This is a genomic window from Aeromonas sp. FDAARGOS 1410 (assembly GCF_019048745.1).
GTDB lineage: Bacteria > Pseudomonadota > Gammaproteobacteria > Enterobacterales > Aeromonadaceae > Aeromonas > Aeromonas jandaei.
In genome coordinates this window covers 2,940,158-2,958,559 of record NZ_CP077401.1, presented here as the reverse complement: position 1 = coordinate 2,958,559, position 18,402 = coordinate 2,940,158, and the positions used below count along the sequence as shown (strand labels likewise).

Annotated in this window: 18 protein-coding genes; 11 read left to right on the top strand and 7 right to left on the bottom strand. The window is 62.6% G+C overall.

Annotated features, from left to right (window positions below; all coding sequences use genetic code 11):
• Positions 1-2 precede the first annotated feature (2 nt).
• The 10 genes from hybA to I6L40_RS13645 all read left to right on the top strand — a co-directional run bounded on the left by hybA (position 3) and on the right by I6L40_RS13645 (position 9,927).
• Positions 3-1,043: a hydrogenase 2 operon protein HybA gene (gene hybA / locus I6L40_RS13690; RefSeq protein WP_071910430.1), complete on the top strand. Its 1,041-nt coding sequence runs from the start codon at positions 3-5 to the stop codon at positions 1,041-1,043.
• Entirely contained in the window at positions 1,036-2,223 is a 1,188-nt protein-coding gene (gene hybB, locus I6L40_RS13685) for a Ni/Fe-hydrogenase cytochrome b subunit (RefSeq protein WP_033115848.1), read from the top strand. Before hybA ends, hybB begins: the two co-directional genes overlap by 8 nt.
• Entirely contained in the window at positions 2,220-3,923 is a 1,704-nt protein-coding gene (hybC, locus tag I6L40_RS13680; RefSeq protein ID WP_071910428.1) for a hydrogenase 2 large subunit, read from the top strand. Before hybB ends, hybC begins: the two co-directional genes overlap by 4 nt.
• Entirely contained in the window at positions 3,923-4,453 is a 531-nt protein-coding gene (locus I6L40_RS13675) for a HyaD/HybD family hydrogenase maturation endopeptidase (protein WP_216994422.1), read from the top strand. Before hybC ends, I6L40_RS13675 begins: the two co-directional genes overlap by 1 nt.
• Positions 4,435-4,962: a hydrogenase-2 assembly chaperone gene (gene hybE, locus I6L40_RS13670; protein WP_216994421.1), complete on the top strand. Its 528-nt coding sequence runs from the start codon at positions 4,435-4,437 to the stop codon at positions 4,960-4,962. The genes I6L40_RS13675 and hybE overlap by 19 nt, the downstream gene beginning before the upstream one ends.
• A gap of 131 nt (positions 4,963-5,093) precedes the next feature.
• On the top strand, positions 5,094-6,704 hold the full coding sequence (locus tag I6L40_RS13665) for an ABC transporter substrate-binding protein (RefSeq protein ID WP_216994420.1): 1,611 nt from the start codon (positions 5,094-5,096) through the stop codon (positions 6,702-6,704).
• Positions 6,689-7,699: an ABC transporter permease gene (locus tag I6L40_RS13660; RefSeq protein WP_216950705.1), complete on the top strand. Its 1,011-nt coding sequence runs from the start codon at positions 6,689-6,691 to the stop codon at positions 7,697-7,699. The genes I6L40_RS13665 and I6L40_RS13660 overlap by 16 nt, the downstream gene beginning before the upstream one ends.
• On the top strand, positions 7,689-8,504 hold the full coding sequence (locus I6L40_RS13655) for an ABC transporter permease (RefSeq protein ID WP_201966213.1): 816 nt from the start codon (positions 7,689-7,691) through the stop codon (positions 8,502-8,504). Before I6L40_RS13660 ends, I6L40_RS13655 begins: the two co-directional genes overlap by 11 nt.
• The gene (locus I6L40_RS13650; RefSeq protein WP_216994419.1) at positions 8,498-9,286 is read left to right on the top strand and encodes an ATP-binding cassette domain-containing protein; all 789 of its coding nucleotides are present in this window, start codon (positions 8,498-8,500) and stop codon (positions 9,284-9,286) included. The genes I6L40_RS13655 and I6L40_RS13650 overlap by 7 nt, the downstream gene beginning before the upstream one ends.
• Positions 9,286-9,927, top strand: a complete 642-nt coding sequence (locus I6L40_RS13645; protein ID WP_216994418.1) for an ATP-binding cassette domain-containing protein — start codon at positions 9,286-9,288, stop codon at positions 9,925-9,927. Before I6L40_RS13650 ends, I6L40_RS13645 begins: the two co-directional genes overlap by 1 nt.
• 291 nt (positions 9,928-10,218) lie before the next feature.
• On the opposite strand, the gene hypB is transcribed toward I6L40_RS13645, so the two are convergent.
• Positions 10,219-11,055: a hydrogenase nickel incorporation protein HypB gene (gene hypB, locus I6L40_RS13640; protein ID WP_216995436.1), complete on the bottom strand. Its 837-nt coding sequence runs from the start codon at positions 11,053-11,055 to the stop codon at positions 10,219-10,221.
• On the opposite strand from hypB, the gene I6L40_RS21060 reads away from it, so the two are divergent.
• Positions 10,942-11,316 carry a hypothetical protein gene (locus I6L40_RS21060; RefSeq protein ID WP_338429428.1) on the top strand — a complete coding sequence of 125 codons (375 nt, stop codon included), beginning with the start codon at positions 10,942-10,944 and terminating at the stop codon, positions 11,314-11,316. The genes hypB and I6L40_RS21060 overlap by 114 nt on opposite strands.
• Here the strand turns inward: I6L40_RS21060 and hypA are convergent.
• The 6 genes from hypA to selB all read right to left on the bottom strand — a co-directional run bounded on the left by hypA (position 11,294) and on the right by selB (position 18,399).
• On the bottom strand, positions 11,294-11,635 hold the full coding sequence (gene hypA / locus I6L40_RS13635) for a hydrogenase maturation nickel metallochaperone HypA (protein WP_021140355.1): 342 nt from the start codon (positions 11,633-11,635) through the stop codon (positions 11,294-11,296). The two genes, I6L40_RS21060 and hypA, sit on opposite strands and share 23 nt — an antisense overlap.
• A gap of 69 nt (positions 11,636-11,704) precedes the next feature.
• Positions 11,705-12,709 (bottom strand): hydrogenase expression/formation protein HypE, encoded by a 1,005-nt coding sequence (gene hypE / locus I6L40_RS13630; RefSeq protein WP_216994417.1) that lies wholly within the window; start codon positions 12,707-12,709, stop codon positions 11,705-11,707.
• The gene (gene hypD / locus I6L40_RS13625; protein WP_216994416.1) at positions 12,706-13,818 is read right to left on the bottom strand and encodes a hydrogenase formation protein HypD; all 1,113 of its coding nucleotides are present in this window, start codon (positions 13,816-13,818) and stop codon (positions 12,706-12,708) included. The genes hypE and hypD overlap by 4 nt, the downstream gene beginning before the upstream one ends.
• Positions 13,812-14,063, bottom strand: a complete 252-nt coding sequence (locus tag I6L40_RS13620) for a HypC/HybG/HupF family hydrogenase formation chaperone (protein ID WP_040065728.1) — start codon at positions 14,061-14,063, stop codon at positions 13,812-13,814. The genes hypD and I6L40_RS13620 overlap by 7 nt, the downstream gene beginning before the upstream one ends.
• A gap of 5 nt (positions 14,064-14,068) precedes the next feature.
• Entirely contained in the window at positions 14,069-16,507 is a 2,439-nt protein-coding gene (hypF, locus tag I6L40_RS13615; RefSeq protein WP_216994415.1) for a carbamoyltransferase HypF, read from the bottom strand.
• Positions 16,504-18,399 carry a selenocysteine-specific translation elongation factor gene (selB, locus tag I6L40_RS13610; protein ID WP_216994414.1) on the bottom strand — a complete coding sequence of 632 codons (1,896 nt, stop codon included), beginning with the start codon at positions 18,397-18,399 and terminating at the stop codon, positions 16,504-16,506. Before selB ends, hypF begins: the two co-directional genes overlap by 4 nt.
• Positions 18,400-18,402 lie beyond the last annotated feature (3 nt).

Genomic DNA, 18,402 nt, shown 5'->3' with positions numbered 1-18,402 from the left:
CCGTGAACAGACGCAACTTCCTCAAATTTGCCTCCGTCGGCGCGCTGGCAGCCGGGGCCACTGTGCCCGGCACAGCCCTGGCGGCTGCCAAAAACAAGCCACCCATTCCCGGTGCGCTTGGCATGCTCTACGACTCCACCCTCTGTGTCGGTTGTCAGGCCTGCGTGGCGGAGTGCCAGCGCCTTAACGGCAACCCGGCCAATCCGGCGGGCGAGCAGACCTGGTCCAACAACGACAAGCTGAGCCCCTACACCAACAACATCATTCAGGTGTGGAAGAGCGGCGCGGGCGAGCACAAGGATCAGCTGGTGGATGGCTATGCCTACATCAAGAAGCAGTGCATGCACTGCGTCGATCCCAACTGCGTCTCCGTCTGCCCGGTGCAGGCCCTTAAAAAAGATCCCAAGACCGGCATCGTTCACTACGACCCGAGCGTCTGTACCGGTTGCCGTTACTGCATGGTGGGCTGCCCGTTCGACGTGCCCAAATATGACTACGACAACCCGCTGGGGGCGATCCACAAGTGCGAGCTCTGCAACCAGAAGGGGCTTGAGCGGATTGATCAGGGTAAATTGCCCGGCTGTGTCGAGGTATGCCCGACCGGTGCCGTTATCTTCGGCACCCGCGAGGAGCTGATGGCCGAGGCCAGGCGTCGCCTGCTGGCCACCCCGGGCAGCGAATATGCCTACCCGCGCCAGACCCTCAAGGCCAACGACCCCTACCTGCACGAAGTGCCCAACTACCAGCCTTACGTCTATGGCGAGAAGGAGGGGGGCGGCACCCAGGTGCTGGTGCTGGCCGGGGTGCCCTACACCAAGCTCGACATGCCCGATCTGCCGGAGCTCTCATCCGGGGCGCGCTCGGAGCATATCCAGCACACCCTCTACAAGGGGATGGTGCTGCCCATGGTGGTGCTGACCGGTCTCTCCGTGCTTATCCGTCGCAACACCAAGAATGGCCACGATCATCACGATGGTCACGATCAGAGCAAGGGGACATCGGTCGATCAAGGGAAACAACAGGGGGGCAAGGATCATGAGTAACCACAAGGCACATCCCCTTGGCGGCAAGCTGGTGAGCTGGCCTGTGCTGGTGCTGGCACCCTTTGCGGTGCTGTGCGGCATGCTTATCCTCAAGCGCCTCATCTTCGGGCTGGGCTCGGTGACCGATCTGAACGGGGGTTATCCCTGGGGTCTCTGGATCTCCTTTGACCTCTTGATCGGTACCGGTTTCGCCTGCGGTGGTTGGGCGCTGGCCTGGGCGGTTTACGTCTTCAACCGGGGCGAGTATCACCCGCTGGTGCGACCGGCTCTGTTGGCGAGCCTGTTCGGTTATTCGCTGGGCGGCCTCTCCATCACCATCGACGTCGGCCGTTACTGGAACCTGCCGTACTTCTACCTGCCCGGTCACTTCAACACCTCCTCGGTGCTGTTCGAGACGGCGGTCTGCATGACCATCTACATCGGGGTGATGGCGCTGGAGTTTGCGCCCGTGCTCTTGGAGAAGTTCGGCTGGAAAACCTCCATGGCGCGACTCAACAAGATCATGTTCTTCATTCTGGCGCTGGGGGCACTGCTGCCCACCATGCACCAATCCTCGATGGGCTCGTTGATGATAGTGGCGGGGGAGAAGATCCATCCGCTCTGGCAAAGCTATGAGCTGCTGCCGGTTTTTTCGCTTCTGACCGCCTTCATCATGGGCTTCTCCATCGTGGTGTTTGAGGGCTCTCTGGTGCAGGCGGGGCTGGCGGGGCGTGGCCCTAACGAGAAGCCGCTCTTCTACAAACTGACCCAGGTGATCGACATCTTCCTGATCCTGTTTGTGGCGCTGCGCTTTGCCGAGATCGTCATCCACGACAAGTCGGAGTACCTCTCCGAGTTCAACCGCTACTCCATTCTGTTCTGGAGCGAGATCGCGCTGATGATCTTCCCGCTGCTGGTGTTCCACTGGGACAAGAGCCGCCGGGACTCGCGCATGCTTTTTCTGGGGGCCCTCAGCATGCTGCTGGGCGCAGCCCTCTGGCGACTGGATTACTCCCTGATCGCCTTCAACCCCGGCAATGGCTACCACTACTTCCCCTCCGCGACGGAGGTGCTGATCTCCCTTGGCTTTGTTGCCATCGAAGTGTGTGCCTATTTGCTGCTGATCCGGCTGTTGCCGGTACTGCCATCACTTGAACGTGTTCACCAAGATTATCAGGCCCGAGGGAAAGCCAACGTATGAGCCAACGTATCACCATAGACCCCATCACCCGTATCGAGGGTCACCTGCGTATCGACTGCGAAATCGAAGGCGGCGTTGTCACCAAGGCCTGGTCGTCCGGCACCATGTGGCGCGGGATGGAGGAGATCGTCAAGGGCAATGACCCGCGCGATGCCTGGATGATAGTGCAGCGTATCTGCGGGGTGTGTACCTCCATTCACGCCATCGCCTCGGTGCGGGCGGTGGAGAACGCCATCGGCGCCAAGGTGCCGGTCAATGCCCAGTACATCCGCAACCTCATCATCGCGGCCCACAACATCCACGATCACATCGTCCACTTCTATCAACTCTCCGCGCTGGACTGGGTGGACATCACCGCGGCCCTTGAGGCCAATCCGCAAAAAGCGGCGGACATGCTCAAGGGGGTATCGACCTGGTCCCTCAACAGTGCCGACGAGCTGACCAGGGTGCAGGATAAAATCCGCGCGCTGGTAGCCAGCGGCCAGCTTGGCATCTTCGCCAACGGCTACTGGGGTCACAAGGCGATGAAGCTGAGCCCGGAGGTGAACCTCATCGCCGTGGCCCACTATCTGCAGGCACTGGAGTGCCAGCGCGATGCCAACCGCATCGTCGCCATTCTCGGCGGCAAGACCCCCCACATCCAGAACCTGGCGGTGGGTGGCGTGGCCAACCCCATCAACCTGGATGCGCCGAGTGTGCTCAACCTGGAGCGGCTGCTCTACGTGAAGAGCTTTATCGACCGGCTCGGCGAGTTTATCGAGCAGGTCTACAAAGTGGATGCCGCCATCATAGCCGCCCACTACCCCGAGTGGCTGAACCTGGGGCAGGGGGCCAAGCACTACCTGAGCGTGCCGGAGCTTCCCACCGACGGTAACGGCGGTAGCTTCCTGATGCCCGGTGGCTACATCGAGAATGGCAATCTGGCGGGTTATCGCCCCATCGAGAGCCATCAGGATGGCTGGTTGATGGACGGTATCGCCGAGAGTAGCAAGCACGCCTGGTACAAGGATGACGAGCCCCTTAAACCCTGGGAGGGCAAGACCGAGCCCGATTACACCGGCTGGCAGGATGACGGCAAGTACTCCTGGGTCAAATCCCCCACCTTCTACGGCAAGGTGGTGGAGGTGGGGCCGCTTGCTGACTTGTTGGTGAAGCTGGCCGCGAAGCACCCGGAGACGGTGGCGCACTTCGATCAGCTGAACGGCATCTACAAGGCGCTCACCGGCTCGGCCATCAAGACTGAACAGCTGCACTCCACCATGGGTCGCATCATCGGTCGCGCGGTGCGCTGCTGCGTGCTCAAAGATACCCTGTCCCATCAATGGAAGGCGCTGGTCGACAACATCGGCAAGGGGGATACCACCGCCTATATCAAGGCCGAGATCCCGGCGGATAAAGAGTTTCGCGGGGTGGGCTTTGAAGAGGCGCCGCGTGGCATGCTCTCCCACTGGATTGTCATCAAGGGCGGCAAGATCGAGAACTATCAGGCGGTGGTGCCGTCGACCTGGAACTCGGGCCCGCGCAACTTCAACGATGAACCCGGCCCCTACGAGCAATCGCTGGTAGGCACCCCGGTGGCTGACCCTGCCAAGCCGCTGGAAGTGGTGCGCACCGTCCACTCGTTCGACCCCTGCATGTCCTGCGCTGTGCATGTGGTGGATACCCAAAATGGTGAAACGACTCAGGTGAAGGTGCTGTGATGAATACCCTGATCCTGGGCGTGGGCAACCTGCTCTTGAGTGATGAGGCCGTCGGCGTGCGCATCGTTGAGGGGCTGGGGCGCGAATACAGTTTCGCCCCCGGCATCGAGCTGCTCGACGGCGGTACCGCCGGCATGGAGTTGCTCGAAGCGATGGCCAGTCGCGATCACATCATTCTGGTGGATGCGGTGCGCAGCGGTAATCCGCCGGGCACAGTGGTAACCCTGAAGGATGAGGAGATCCCGACCCTGTTTGGCCGCAAGATCTCCCCCCATCAGCTGGGGCTGGCGGATGTGCTCTCGGCGCTGCACATGACGGGGGAGTCGCCCAAGCGGCTCACCCTGATCGGGGTCGAGCCCGAATCCCTCGAACCGCGTATCGGCCTCACCCCTGTGGTGGTGGCTGCCATGGGTGAGGCGACGGATCGGATTTTGACCCTGCTGGCTGCCGTTGGTGCGCCCGCCATTGTGCTCTCTGAGCAGGAGAAAGCTGAACAAGCACGGGAGGGCCTATGGCGCAGTCTCATTTAAGCGAGCTTGATGCTGTGAAGGAGCGCGTGCAGGAGTTTTCGGGTTTTGTTAGTAATCCCGCGCCCCTGCTGGTAGCCCAGTACGAGCGGATCGCTCGCGAAGAGATGCAGGCGCTGCCCTTCTATCACGCCACCATGCCCATTGTGGCCGAGTGCACGTTGTTTGAAGATCAGTGGCTCGGCTGCGTGCTCACCCCCTGGATGCTGAGCGTGGTGGTGCTGCCGGGGCCGGAGCAGCTTTGGCCGGTGCGCAGCAGCAGCGATCGGCTCGCCCTGCAGCTCCCCTGCGGCAACATGACCTTTATGGTGGGTGAACTGCCCGAAAGTGGTCAGCTGCTGGCCTGCTCCCTGATGTCGCCGCTCGATCCCCATCTCGGTGCCGGGGAGGGGCGCGCACTGGTGGGCAGTACCCTCAAGATGCTGCTCTCCTTGCCGGTGCAGCAAGGGGCTAGCGGTGTGGATCTGGGCCGCAGACGGCTATTCGGTGCCCGGCGTGGTCAACCGGCATAGTCGCTAGGTTTCACGCGAAATCAAGTTTAGAATAGGGGGCCATTTTGGCCCCTCACTCCCATGTTCAGACACGCATTCCGCCTCTTTTTTGAGTGATGATCCGTGAGTGGTACAAAACAAGAAGGATCCCCATGACTGTTCCACGCAATTCTCTTCGCTATTACTGTGGCACCAGTGCTGCCGCCCTGTTGACTCTGCTGCTTGGCTCCGCCTCTCACGCGGCGCTGGCCGCGGCCCAACCTGTGCCTGCCGAGCTCAAGCTCGCCATCGGAGCTGAACCCACCGAAGGGTTTGACCCTCTGCTTGGCTGGAGTCACGGCAGCTATCTGCTGCTGCACAGCCCGCTGCTCAAGCAAAACGCCGACCTCAGCTGGCAGAACGTGCTCACCCAAACGGTGACTCCGAGCCAGGATGGCAAGGGGTGGCTTATCCGCCTCAAGCCGGATTTGAAATTCTCCAATGGCGCGCCGCTCACCGCCGAGGATGTGGCCTTCACCTACAACAGCGCAGCCAAGGGTGGCGGCAAGATCGACATGGGCAACTTTGTCTCGGCCAAGGTGCTCTCGCCTACCGAAGTTGCCATTACCCTGAGTGCTCCCCAGAGCACCTTCGTCAACGTGCTGGGATCTTTGGGGATAGTGTCGAAGCGGGATTACGACGCAAAAGCATATGCCCAAAAGCCGGTCGGTGCCGGCCCTTACCGGCTGGTGAGCTTCCTACCCGGTCAACAGCTGGTGGTAGAGGCGAACCCCTATTACGCCGGTGGCAACAATGACTTCAAACGGCTGGTGTTTGTCTTTATCGACGAAGAGAGCGCCTATGCCGCGGCCCAGAGCAGCCAGCTCGATGTGGTGCGCATCGCCCCGTCACTGGCGCCCACCGTGCCTGCCTCCCTCAAGCTGTGGGTGCGGCCGAGCGTGGAGAACCGTGGCATCGTCTTCCCTATTCCGCCTGCGGGTGGCAAGGATGCCAAGGGTTATCCCATCGGCAACGACGTGACCTCGGACGTGGCGGTGCGCCGTGCCATCAACTACGCCATCGACCGCAAGTTGCTGGCCGATCAGCTGCTGGAAGGACACGCCATCCCCGCCTACAGCGCGGTGGAAGGCCTGCCCTGGCTGAACAAAGCCACCGCCTTCAAGGATGGCGATGCGGCCCACGCCAATGCCCTGCTAGACGAGGCGGGTTGGAAGATGGGCAGTGACGGCATTCGCCGCAAGGGTGACCTGCGCGCCGCCTTTACCCTCTGGTACACCGGTGGCGACAGTACCCGCCGGGATCTGGCGGAAGCGGTGCGCGCCATGCTCAAACCCATTGGCCTTGAGGTGAGCCTCAAGTCCGGCAGCTGGGAGCAGGTGGAGCGGGAGATGCACGCCAATCCGGTGCTGATGGGGTGGGGGAGTCTGGATCCCATGGAGCTCTATCACCACTACCAGAGCGGCTCCGGTGGCGTGGAGTTCTACAATCCGGGCTACTACAGCAACCCTGTGGTGGATGGCCACCTCAAGCAGGCGCTGGATGCCCCGAACTGGCAGGCGGCCGTGCCGTTCTGGCAGCAGGTGGAGTGGGATGGCAAAACGGGCGCCGGAGTGCAGGGAGATGCTGCCTGGGCTTGGCTGCTCAACGTGCAGCACACCTATCTCGCCAACCGTTGCATCGACCTTGGCAAGGGGGCGCCGGAAATCCACGGTAGCTGGTCACTCCTCAACAACCTGCAGGATTGGCGGTGGACGTGCCGGTAAGTTCGCCCTTGAGTCATTCAGGTTATCTGTTGCTAAAAGCCCTGCTGCGTCTGGCAGGGCTGTTATGTCTGGTCTCGGTCGCCACCTTTGTGCTGCTGAGTTACTCCCCCATCGACCCCATCAAGGCCTATATCGGCAACGACCTGCTCCATGTGCCGCCGGAGCAGTACGCCCGCATCGCCGCCCGTTGGGGGCTGGATCAGCCGCTCTGGCTGCGCTACTGGCACTGGTTTACCCAGGTGCTGCGGGGGGATCTCGGCTACTCCATGCTCTACAACGCACCGGTGGGTGAGGTAATAGGCCAGCGCTTTGCTGCCTCCTTCCTACTGCTGGCGGGCGCCTGGCTGCTCTCCGGTTTTTTCGGCATTGTGCTGGGCCTCTGCGCCGGTCGCTATCTCAATCGCTGGCCCGATCGACTGATTTGCCGTTTTGCCTACCTGCTCGCCTCCCTGCCCACCTTCTGGGTCGGCCTGTTGCTGCTCGCCCTGTTTGCGGTGCATTGGCCACTACTGCCGGTCTGCTGCGCCTGGACGCCGGGTCTCTCCGCCGATGAGGCAGATTGGGCTATGCGAGCGCGCCATCTGTTGCTGCCGGTGACGACCCTGGCGCTGCTCGGGGTGGGCAACATTGCCCTGCATACCCGGGCGCGGGTGGCCGAGGTGCTGGATAGCGACTTTATCCGCTACGCCCGCGCTCAGGGCGATGGCGGCTGGCCCATGCTGCGTTTTCATGTGCTGCGCCATGCCCTGACCCCAGCGCTCTGCCTGCAGTTTGCCTCCCTTGGCGAACTGATTGGCGGATCGCTCTTGGCCGAGAAGGTCTTCTCCTACCCGGGGCTCGGCCAGGCCACCGTGGATGCGGGGCTCAGGGGCGATATTCCCCTGCTGATGGGAATCGTGCTCTTTTGCACCCTGCTGGTCTTTATTGGCAACACGGTGGCCAGTTTGCTGCTGGCGCGCATCAATCGGGGTTGGGAGGGTGAGCATGCTGTTTAATCCGCTTCCCTCCATACTGCGGCTGGTTTTTGCCCTGCTCGGATTGGCGCTGCTGGCTGCTTACGGCTGGAGCCTCTCTCATCAGGATGTGCCGATGGATCTGCTGGCGCGCCAGCAGCCTCCCTCGCTGACCCACTGGTTCGGCACCGATCAGATGGGGCGTGATCTCTGGTTGCGGGCCTTTCAGGGCACCCTCACCAGTCTGGAACTCGGCATCAGCACGGCTCTCTGCAGTGGCCTGCTGGCCATGGTGGCGGCAAGCGTATCGCTCATTCACCCCAGATGCGATGCGGCGGTGCGAATGGTGATCGACGCCATGCTGGCGCTGCCCCATATGCTGCTGCTGATCCTTATCTGCTTTACCGTGGGGGGGGGTATGCGCGGGGTGATCCTGGCGGTGGCGCTCACCCACTGGCCCAAGTTGGCGCTGATCCTTTGCGCAGAAGCGCGGCGGATCGCCTGCAGCGACTACGTAGTGCTGGCCCGCTGTCAGGGGATGGGAGCGCTGCGTCGCTGGCGTACCCACCTGCTGCCGGGGTTGCTGCCCCAGTGGTTTATCGGGACTTTGCTGATGTTTCCCCATGCGGTACTGCACAGCGCGGCCTTGAGCTTTCTCGGTTTTGGTCTGGCGGCCCATGAGGCCTCGCTGGGTCTGCTGCTGGCCGATGCGTTGCGTTATCTTGCCGGTGGCGGCTGGTGGCTGGCCCTCTTCCCGGGGCTGATGTTGCTGCTGCTGGTGTTGCTGTTTGATCAGGCTACCCGCGCCTTGCAACAGTTGCTGTGGCACAGGAGTGAACCATGCTGAGTTTTGATCAGGTGACCATAGAGGCGGCCCACTACTCCTGGCTGGGGCGGCGCAGCTGGCAGCCTTTGCTGACCGATATCAGCCTGCAACTGGCGCCAGGGGAGATAGTGGCGCTGGTGGGGGGGAGCGGCGAGGGCAAGAGCCTGTTGCTGCAAAGCGCCCTGACCCTGCTACCGGACAACCTGCGGATGCGCGGCAGCATCTCCCTCGATGGCACACCTCTGTGCGATGCCAGCCGGGCCCGTCTGCGCGGTCACACTCTCTGCTATGTGCCACAGGGAGTAAGCGCCCTCAATCCATTGCTGACGGTGGAGCGCCAGCTGGGCCGTGCGGCACGTCTCTGCGGCCAGAGCGGTTCTCGCGAGCGGCTCGGCGAGCAACTGCTGCGCTACCAGCTGCCCGCGACCACCCTGGACAGATTCCCGCGCCAGCTCTCCGGCGGCATGGCCAAGCGCATTCTGGCCTGCACTGCGGCGCTCGGCGGCGCCCGCTACATTCTGGCAGACGAGATCACCGCCTGGCTCGACGAGGGGCTGGCCTGTCTGCTGCTCGGCCAGTTGCGTGAATTGGCCAATCAGGGCAGCGGTATCCTCTGGGTGACCCACGATCTGGCGCTGGCGGCCCGCTTTGCCGATCGCATTGTGGCGCTGCATCAGGGGCAGGTGAGCGATACTTTGAGTTGCCATCATCTGCGTCAGGGGCAGGGGAGCGAGATGCTCCGCGCCCACTGGCAGGCGCTGCCCGAGTTCAATGCGCTCTTCTCTGTGCCGGAGGTTTCCTGATGTTTGAAGTACGAAATCTCACTATCGCCCAGGGGGAACGTCCCCTCTGGCAGGGGTTATCGCTGACGGTGAAAGCGGGCGAACGGCTCGGCATCTCCGCCCCGAGCGGCCATGGCAAGACCACCCTGGGGCGGGTATTGGCGAGTTGGCAACCGGTTGGGGCCGGCGGGCAGATCCTGCTGGATGGGCAGCCGGTGCCTGAACAGGTAAAAGGTTATAACCCCATCCAGCTGGTGCCCCAGCACCCGGAACTCACTTTCAATCCCTATCGCACCACCGGCCAGGCGCTCTGGGACGTATGGCGTCCCGATGAGGCCATGCTGGCCCGCTTTATGGTCAAACCTGAGTGGCTCGGCCGTAAACCCGGTCAGCTATCCGGTGGCGAGCTGGCCCGCATCGCGCTGCTGCGCGCCCTCGATCCCCGCACCCGTCTGCTGATTGCTGATGAGGTGACTGCCCAGCTGGATCCGCAGATTCAGCGCCAACTCTGGCGGGAGTTGATGGTTGAATGCGAGCAGCGCGGGCTTGGCATGGTGATATTCAGTCACCAGCAGGCATTATTGCGCCAGATCTGCCATCGGGTGCTGCGCTTTGGTGAGGTGCAGCCCGAATCTGGGGAGCTTACCGAAAGCGCGGCTTGAAGGTTAGTTCCCCCTCATCCCCAGCCCTTCTCCCGCAAGGGGAGAAGGGAGCAAATATGCGCTTGACCAGCAAGATGTACCTCGGCGTATCTGGATACTGGCAGGGCATTATCGATGTCCACTCATCGGTTCCCTCTCCCTGGGGAGAGGGCCAGGGTGAGGGGGCGCGAGTATGAAACGTTGGCCATTCTGTATACAGAGAGAATCGTTGGCAAAGCGCGCAGATAAAAGAGAGGGAGGCATCAGCCTCCCTCTCTTGTTTTCTACCGTTATCAGCGGCGTTTAACCGGTTCAGGCACTGGCCAGCCAGTTGAGCCAGGCATCCATCCCTTCGCCTGTGGTGGCGCTGACCTGGATCACCTGAATATAGGGGTTGACCCGTTTGGCGTTCTCGATGCAGCGGGCCACGTCAAAGCTGACGTAGGGCAGCAGATCGATCTTGTTGATCACCATCAGCTGGGCGGCGGCGAACATGTCCGGGTATTTCAGCGGCTTCTCTTCCCCCTCGGTGACGGAGAGGATCGCTACCTTGTACTTCTCGCCGAGATCGAAGCTGGCGGGGCAGACCAGATTGCCCACGTTCTCGATAAAGAGGATGCCCCCTTCATTGGCGGGCAGCTGGTGGCAGGCGTCGTGGACCATCTTGGCGTCCAGATGGCAACCCTTGCCGGTGTTGATCTGCACGGCAGGGACACCGGTGGCACGGATGCGATCCGCATCTCTGCTTGTCTGCTGATCCCCTTCGATCACCGCGCAGGGGCGCTTGTCTGCCAGCTGGCGCAGGGTTTCGCACAGCAGGGTGGTTTTGCCTGAACCCGGGCTAGAGACCAGATTGAGCACCAGCTGGTCGGCAGCTGTGAAGTGCTCGCGGTTGTGGGCGGCCAGCGCGTTGTTCTTGGCCAGCACATCCATCTCGATGGCGATCAGCTGACGCTGCCCCATACCGGGCACCGACAATCCCGCTTCCCCTTTGCCATAGTGCAGATCACCCTGCTGATGGTCATGGCAGTGATCATGGGGATGCGCGTGGGAATGGCCGTGATCATGAGAGTGGGCATGATCATGATGATGGTCGTGGGGGTGATCATGGTGGTGCTCATGGGGGTGATCATGCCCCTCATGGCTTATGGGAGCCCGCACCCCGTGGTAGTGGTGATGGACATCCCCCTGATGGTGATAGTGGTGGTGAATGATCAGGGTGCGCGGCGCACTCTGCTCGTGATCATGATGGTGATGGGCGTCATGACCATGATGGTGGTCGTGCTCATGACCATGTTCATGGTGATGTTCATGTTCGTTATGATGCTCATGATCGTGCTCATGGCCGGCGATCCGCGCTTGGCCGCATCCGCATACGCTACACATATCAACTTACCTCGATGTCGGTGATGCGCAGGCTATCACCCTGCGCGACTCGTAATTTGTATCCGCCACACTCGGGGCAGGCCTGCCCGCGCTCGGTGAGGGTGACCGTCTTGTTGCAGTCGTAACACCAGGCCTCTGCCGCCTGGTGTTGAAAGTGAAGCTGGGCCCCTTCGACGGCGGTGCCCTTGGCGGCCGCCTCGAAACAGAAGGCAATGGTGTCCGGGTCGACGCAGGAGAAGCTGCCGACCTCGAGCCAGAGGGCGGTCACCTTGTTAAAGCCCCGCTGGGTGGCCTGTTCGGCCGCCAGATCGATGGCGGCCATGGCCAGAGACATTTCGTGCATGGAGGCTCCTTAACCGATATGGGGAGGAGCAGTGACTCCTCCCTGTAATTGACTAGACGGCATGGCTGCTCAACAGATCCGCGGCAGCAGCTCCCCCTGCGGCAGCTCCAGATAGCGGCGGCTTCCCCAGGGGTTGTTGAGGATCACCTTGTGGCGATCGCTCGCCTGCACCACGCCGATCTGGCTTGCAGCGGGGTTGAATTGCCGCAAGATGCCCAGCGCGTCCTGTGCCTGTTCGGCGGGCAGGGCCAGCACCATGGTCCCCTCGTTGGCGAGATCATGGGGCTCGAAACCGTAGAGCTCGCACAGGCCACGCACCGGATCGCACACCGGAATGGCGGACTCCTCCAGCTCGATGGCAACGCCGGAGGCGCTGCTCCACTCGTTGAGCACGGCGGCGAGGCCGCCGCGGGTAGCGTCGCGCAGTGCGTGAGGGGTAATGCCCGCTTTTAGCAGCGCTTCTACCTGGGGCCAGAGGGTGGTGCAGTCGCTCTTGAGATCAGATCCCAGTTGCAGGGCGTCGCGGGCCATCAGGATGCAGGCGCCGTGGCTGCCGATATCTCGCGACACCAGAATGGCGTCACCGGCCTTGAGGTTGCGGACCGAGATGCCCCGGCTCTGCTCCGGCAGCGGGAAGCTACCGACCCCGCTGGTGTTGATAAAGATCTTGTCGGCCGCCCCCTTGGGCACCACCTTGGTGTCGCCGCAGACGATGCGGGCACCGCTGTTGGCAAGTTCAGCCGCCATCGACTCGACGATGCGGGCCAGATCGGCGTAGGGGAAGCCCTCCTCGATGATAAAGCTGCAGCTCAGATACTCGGGCTTGGCCCCCATCATGGCGAGATCGTTGACCGTACCGGCGATGGCCAGCTTGCCGATATCGCCCCCCTCGAAGAAGAGCGGCGAGACGGTAAAGCTGTCGGTGGTAAAGGCGACGGAGCCGCTCACCGGCAGCAGGGCGGCATCTTCACCGCGCAGCAGGATCTCGTTGCCAAAGTGGCGAAAGAAGAGCTGGTTGATCAGCTGGTTCATTTCTACACCGCCGCCGCCGTGGCTTAACTGAATTTCTCTCATTGGATCCCCATATATCGGTAGTAGGCATTGCAGGCCCCTTCGGAGCTGACCATGCAGCTGCCCATGGGCTGGGTCGGGGTGCAGCCCCGGCCAAAGACTTTGCACTGGTTTGGCTTGGCCAGGCCGCGCAGGATATCGGCGCACTGGCACGCCTTGTGGTCATCGATGGGGGTCTGATCAAGCTGGAAGTAGCGCTCCGCATCGCGCTTGGCGAAGGCATCGCGCAGGCGCAGGGCGGAGGCGTTGATATCCCCCAGACCTCGCCAGCGAAAGTGCTCGCGGGTTTCGAAAAAGCGCTCGACCAGCCGCTGGGCGGCTTTATTGCCGCTGGCGGTGACGGCGCGGCTGTACTGCACCTCCAGCGCGTAGCGACCCTCCACTTTCTGGCGCACCATCATCAAGAGCGCCTCCATCACATCCACCGGTTCGAAGCCACTCACCACCACAGGTACCTGATAACGATCGACGATGGGCAGGTAGATATCGGCGCCGGTGATGACGCTGACGTGGGAGGGGCCGATAAAGGCGTTCACCTTGGCAACGCCGTCGGCCATCACCGCATGAATGGCAGGGGGCACCAGCACATGGTTGATATGAAACAGCAGGTTCAGGGCCCCTTGCTCTTCAGCGGCAGCCAGCAAGGCGGCGGTCATGGGGGTGGAGGTCTCGAAACCGATGGCGAAGAAGACCACGGTTTTCTCCGGATTCTCTTTGGCGATACGCAGGGCATCGAGGGGGTCATAGACCGGGCGGATATCGCTCCCCTTGGCCCGTTGCTGGGCAAGCGTGCCCTTGGAGCCCGGCACCCGGATCATGTCTCCCAGGGTGACCAGAATGACGTTGGGCTGGCGGGCCAGCTCGATGGCCTGATCGATGCGCTCTTTGGGCATGATGCAGACCGGGCAGCCGGGACCATGAACGAACTCGATGCTGGCTGGCAGCAGCTGGTGCAGGCCGTACTTCATGATGGTGTGGGTATGGCCGCCACACACCTCCATCACCCGCAGCGGTTCGGGCAGATCTTTGGCCAGTTCGGTGATTTGGGCGGCGAGGGCGCGGATCACCTCGGGCTGGCGAAAGCCCTGAAAGAGATCATTGAGGGTCAGCATGGCAAGATATCCTGTTTGGGCATCAGGGCCACCATCTGGCGGAAGCTCTCGAGGCTGGCCTGCGCCTCCTCTTCGTCAATCTTGCTCATCACAAAGCCGATATGGAGCAGCACATAGTCGCCCACCTGGAGGGGCTCTTCGAGCAGCATGCAGCTGACGCGCCGCTGCACCCCCAGGGTGTCGACGGTGACGCAGTTATCTTCGGGGTGCAGTTGCACCACCTGAGAGGGGATGGATAGACACATGGATTTCAGGACTCCGATAAGGTGGCACAACCGGTTGTGGCAGGCTGGTGCGTGGCAAGATGGTGGATGGCAAACCAGAGCTGACCGGCGGCGATGCCGCCGTCATTGAGCGGCAGGGTTTCGCTGGTCAATACCTGCCGGTCTGCCGCTTCTAGAGCGGGCACCAGCTGGTCCATCAGCACCCGGTTTTGAAAGACGCCGCCCCCGAGTACCACCGGATAGCCGGGGAAGCGCTCGGCAAGGGCGATGACCAGAGCGCTGATGGCACGGATAAAACCGGCGGCCAGGCTGGCCGTGGCGGTGCCTTGGCGCTGCTCGCTGATAAGGGTATTGATGAGCTCGGCCCACTCGATCTGCAGTGGCCCCTCCGCTGATTGGCTGAGATCAAAGGCGAGGGGGAAGGGCTGTTCATCGGGGGCCAGCTGCAAGGCGGCCGCCTCCAGCAAGAGTCCCGCTTCGCCCTCGTAATCCGGGGTGTCGATCACTCCCAAGAGCGCCGCCACCGCATCGAACAGCCGACCGATGGAGCTGGAGTAAGGGGCGTTGCGACCCAACTGCCAGAGCTGGTGCAGGTTGCGGATCCGTTCAGCGGGCAGTTGCTTGATCAAAGGAATATCGAGGGCGCTGATCTGCTCAGGGCTGTACGATTCAAACAGCAGCCCCAGTAGCTGGCGCGCTGGCTCGCGGATGGCCGCTTCGCCGCCGATCAGCTTGAAGGGGGCAAGGTGGGCAACCCGCTCAAATCCCTGAACGTCTGCGATCAGCAGCTCGCCGCCCCAGAGGGTGCCGTCATCGCCAAGGCCGGTGCCATCGAAGGCAACCCCCAGCACCGGGCCCGTGATGTCGTGCTCGGCCATCACCCCCAGCAGGTGGGCGTGATGGTGTTGTACCTCGAGGTGGGTGGCACCCTGATCCTGGCAATAGCCCTTGGCCCACTGATGGCTGAGGTAGCCCGGATGGCGATCCGAGACCAGCAGTTCTGGCTTGAGATCGTAGAGTTCGCGAAAGGTGGTCAGGGTCTGCTCGAAGTGCTCCTGCATCGGCAGGCTGTGCAGATCGCCGATATAGGGGCTGTAGATGCGCTGGCGACCGAAGGCGAGCGCCAGCTGGTTCTTCTGCTGCGCCCCGACAGCCAAGAGCGGCGCCTTGACCGCCTCTTTCAGGCTGGGAGTGCAGGGGGCATAGCCCCGGGCGAGGCGCAACGTCTGGCGTCGTCCGCCTGCCCACTGCACCAGACTGTCGTCGCACGGGTGCAGGATGGGGCGGTTGTGATCCAGGATGCCGTCAATCTCGCGGCCGAACTCCCTGACCACCGCCTCGCACTCGATAAGGATCGGGCTGCCGCGACCATTGGCGCTGGTGGCCACCAGCGGCATGGCGCAGGTATCCAGCAGCAGCTGATGGAGCGGGGTATAGGGGAGCATGACCCCAAGGTAGGGGATGTCGGGGGCGATTCCCTCGGCCAGCGGTATGGCCGACTGTCGGGATTCTGAGAGCCGATCATCGTTAATGCGCTTGCGCAGCAAGGCGATGGGTCTGGCCTGAGAGGTGAGCAGTTGCCACTCGTCTTCGCTGCCTGTGACATGCAATTTGGCCTCGGCAAGGGAGCCCATCATCACCGCCAGAGGCTTGCGCGCGCGCCGCTTGAGCATTCGTAATCTGGCAACACTCTGTTCATTGCGGGCATCACACATCAGGTGATAACCCCCCATGCCCTTGACCGCGATAAGCTTGCCCGCTTGCAGGGCGCGGGCGGCGGCGTGCAGGGCCTCTTCGCGTTCGGCCAGCGCATTTCCATTGCCGCTGAGCCAGCTGAGATAGGGCCCGCACTCGGGGCAGCTCACCGGCTGGGCGTGGTAGCGTCTATCCAGCGGGTTTTCATAGGCCGCCTCACAGCGCGGGCACATGGCAAAGCCTGCCATGGCGGTATGGGGTCTGTCGTAGGGGAGGCGGCGGATGATGGTGTAGCGCGGGCCGCAGTGGGTGCAGTTGGTAAAGGGGTAGCGGTGGTGGCGATCGTTGGGATTGGCCACGTCCCGGGCGCACGCCTCGCACATCCCCTGATCCGGCGAGATGGCGACCGTGGCTGCGCTCTGCTGCTGGCTCGCTTTAATTCGAAACTGGCTATTAAATTGGCCATCGAAGTCGGGATCATGAGCAAGGGGTAGTTCCCGCTCGCTGAAATGATCGATGCGGCTAAGTGGCGGCGCCAGTTCCCGCAGTTCGCGGGCAAAGCTGGCCAGCTGCTCGGGCGATCCTTCGGCGCCAATGGTGACGCCGTTGGCATCGTTCAAGACATAACCGGCAAGGCCGTGGCGCAACGCCAGCCCATAGACGAAGGGGCGAAAGCCGACCCCCTGAACTATGCCGTCGATATGAAATTCGCGGCGCAGCCGGTTGGCCACAGGATTGGAAGAGCCAGAGGGGGCGATGGTGGCGCTCATGCCGGCTCCATCTCATCTTGAGTCTGCGGCAAACGCAGCACCCGGCGCTCGTTCTCCTCGCGCCGCACCCAGCCATCCATCTCCATGCGCAGGCAGAACGGAATGGCGTATTTGCGCGACAAACCGGTGATCTCCTTGAGGGATGCCATGTCAATCAGATCTCCCACCTGCTGGCCCGCCAGCACGGCGGCGACCATCTGGTTGTAAAGCTCGGCGTCGTAGTAGATGGGGCCATCGAGTTGCACCAGATACTTGAGTCGCGCCAGATTGCGCAGCTGCTTTTGCAACGCGCCTTTTTGTAGCAAGCCCTGCTGCAGGGCGGCGGGCAGCTTGCGGGTGATAAAGGGATCCAGCTCCACGCCGCCAGGGCCCAGTTTACCGGGCTCGTAACCCTCCTTGCCTTGATCTCGCACCACCTTGAGCACCAGCTGCGCCTCTTCTCCCAAATCGTCTTCCGACTCGCCGCTGCCCAGCTGCCACTTGTCATGGTGCAGGCGAACAAGCTGCTCGCTTTTGAGCTGCTGGAGCAGGGCCTGAGTGACCGGCAGGGCGATGCCAAAGCGGGTCGCCAGCTCCGCAGCGCTCAGCGGTTCGTTTGCCAGGGTAGCCAGCAGCTGATCACGGCTCTGAGCCAGCCATTGGTTGTCCAGCAACCATTCACCGAGGGGGGTGACCTGCTCGGGCTGCTGGTCAAAGCGGCTGGCCAGCACATAGCCATTGAGCCCCAGCTGCAGGGTGGCCGGGTTGTAGTGCTCGAGCTCATCTGGCAGCTCGCCCAGCAGGGTGTGCAGCGCCTTGCGTCTGGCGGGATGGATGTCGCCGCACCAGACGATGCGGGCGCCGTGCAGCAGTTCGCTGCTGCCGTGGCGAATGATGGCGAGCGGCTGGCCGAAGAAGCAGGGGATGGGGCTGGTAAAGATCAGCCGCGCCAGCCGGGAGTCCTTGATGGGCACGAAACGGGCCCGGCCATGCCAGCTGCCAAGGGCCACCTCGACCTCCTTGTTGTGCAGAGAGGGGCGCAGTGTCTTGCTACTCAGGCTCTCGGTGTTGAGCCGCACGATCAGGTGAGTCGCCGCCTCGCACTGGCCGACAGTGCTGGTGAGGCAGTGACCGCGGGCCACCTCCTTGTGAGGCACTTTTTTCAGGCCCACCGCCACCCGGCAGACGGCGCCAATCTCGTCGACGCTCTGGTGATAGGCCTGCAGGGAGCGCACCTGCACCTCCCGATCGGCGGGGTAGAGGCGCAGCTTGTCCCCCACCTTGAGGCGGCCCTGTTGCAAGGTGCCGGTAAGCACTGTGCCGGTGCCGTTGGCGGTAAAGACTCTGTCCACATACAGTCGCGGGGCGCTCTGCTCGCGGGCCGCTTGTGAGGCTGGCAGTTCGGCAAGCTGGCGCACGATGGCGGCGTGCAGGGCAGCCATATTGGCGCCGGTTTTGGCGCTGACGCTGACGATGTCGGGCACCATGCCGCTCTCGTCCATTACCCGCTCCAGCAGGCTCTCCTCCAACAGCAAAAGCTCGTCGGGGGAGACCAGATCGCACTTGTTGATGCAGACCAAGAGACGCGGCACCCCCATCGCCTTGAGCAGGCGCAGGTGATCGCCGGTCATCGGCATCCACCCCTCGTCGGCGGCAATCACCAGCAGCACCAGATCCAGACTCCAGAGCCCCGCCACCATGTTGCGGGTATAGCGCTCGTGGCCGGGCACGTCGATGACGCCGATGGTGTTGCCCTGACCGTCATCGAAGTGGGCAAAGCCGAGATCCTGGGTCATGCCGATGGCCTGCTCGTGGGCGCGGGCGGTGGTGATGCCGGTGAGGGCCTTGATCAGCAGGGTTTTGCCATGATCCACGTGGCCGGCAAGGCCGATAACGGCGCGATAGGGGGTCATGGG

Excerpts from the sequence above, each read along its gene's own strand:
- hybB (WP_033115848.1), top strand. The coding sequence starts at position 1,036 with ATGAGTAACCACAAGGCACATCCCCTTGGCGGCAAGCTGGTGAGCTGG.
- hybC (WP_071910428.1), top strand. The coding sequence starts at position 2,220 with ATGAGCCAACGTATCACCATAGACCCCATCACCCGTATCGAGGGTCAC.
- I6L40_RS13675 (WP_216994422.1), top strand. The coding sequence starts at position 3,923 with ATGAATACCCTGATCCTGGGCGTGGGCAACCTGCTCTTGAGTGATGAG.
- hybE (WP_216994421.1), top strand. The coding sequence starts at position 4,435 with ATGGCGCAGTCTCATTTAAGCGAGCTTGATGCTGTGAAGGAGCGCGTG.
- I6L40_RS13665 (WP_216994420.1), top strand. The coding sequence starts at position 5,094 with ATGACTGTTCCACGCAATTCTCTTCGCTATTACTGTGGCACCAGTGCT.
- I6L40_RS13655 (WP_201966213.1), top strand. The coding sequence starts at position 7,689 with ATGCTGTTTAATCCGCTTCCCTCCATACTGCGGCTGGTTTTTGCCCTG.
- I6L40_RS13650 (WP_216994419.1), top strand. The coding sequence starts at position 8,498 with ATGCTGAGTTTTGATCAGGTGACCATAGAGGCGGCCCACTACTCCTGG.
- I6L40_RS13645 (WP_216994418.1), top strand. The coding sequence starts at position 9,286 with ATGTTTGAAGTACGAAATCTCACTATCGCCCAGGGGGAACGTCCCCTC.
- I6L40_RS21060 (WP_338429428.1), top strand. The coding sequence starts at position 10,942 with ATGGGGATGCGCGTGGGAATGGCCGTGATCATGAGAGTGGGCATGATC.
- hypA (WP_021140355.1), bottom strand. The coding sequence starts at position 11,635 with ATGCACGAAATGTCTCTGGCCATGGCCGCCATCGATCTGGCGGCCGAA.
- hypE (WP_216994417.1), bottom strand. The coding sequence starts at position 12,709 with ATGAGAGAAATTCAGTTAAGCCACGGCGGCGGCGGTGTAGAAATGAAC.
- hypD (WP_216994416.1), bottom strand. The coding sequence starts at position 13,818 with ATGCTGACCCTCAATGATCTCTTTCAGGGCTTTCGCCAGCCCGAGGTG.
- I6L40_RS13620 (WP_040065728.1), bottom strand. The coding sequence starts at position 14,063 with ATGTGTCTATCCATCCCCTCTCAGGTGGTGCAACTGCACCCCGAAGAT.
- hypF (WP_216994415.1), bottom strand. The coding sequence starts at position 16,507 with ATGAGCGCCACCATCGCCCCCTCTGGCTCTTCCAATCCTGTGGCCAAC.
- selB (WP_216994414.1), bottom strand. The coding sequence starts at position 18,399 with ATGACCCCCTATCGCGCCGTTATCGGCCTTGCCGGCCACGTGGATCAT.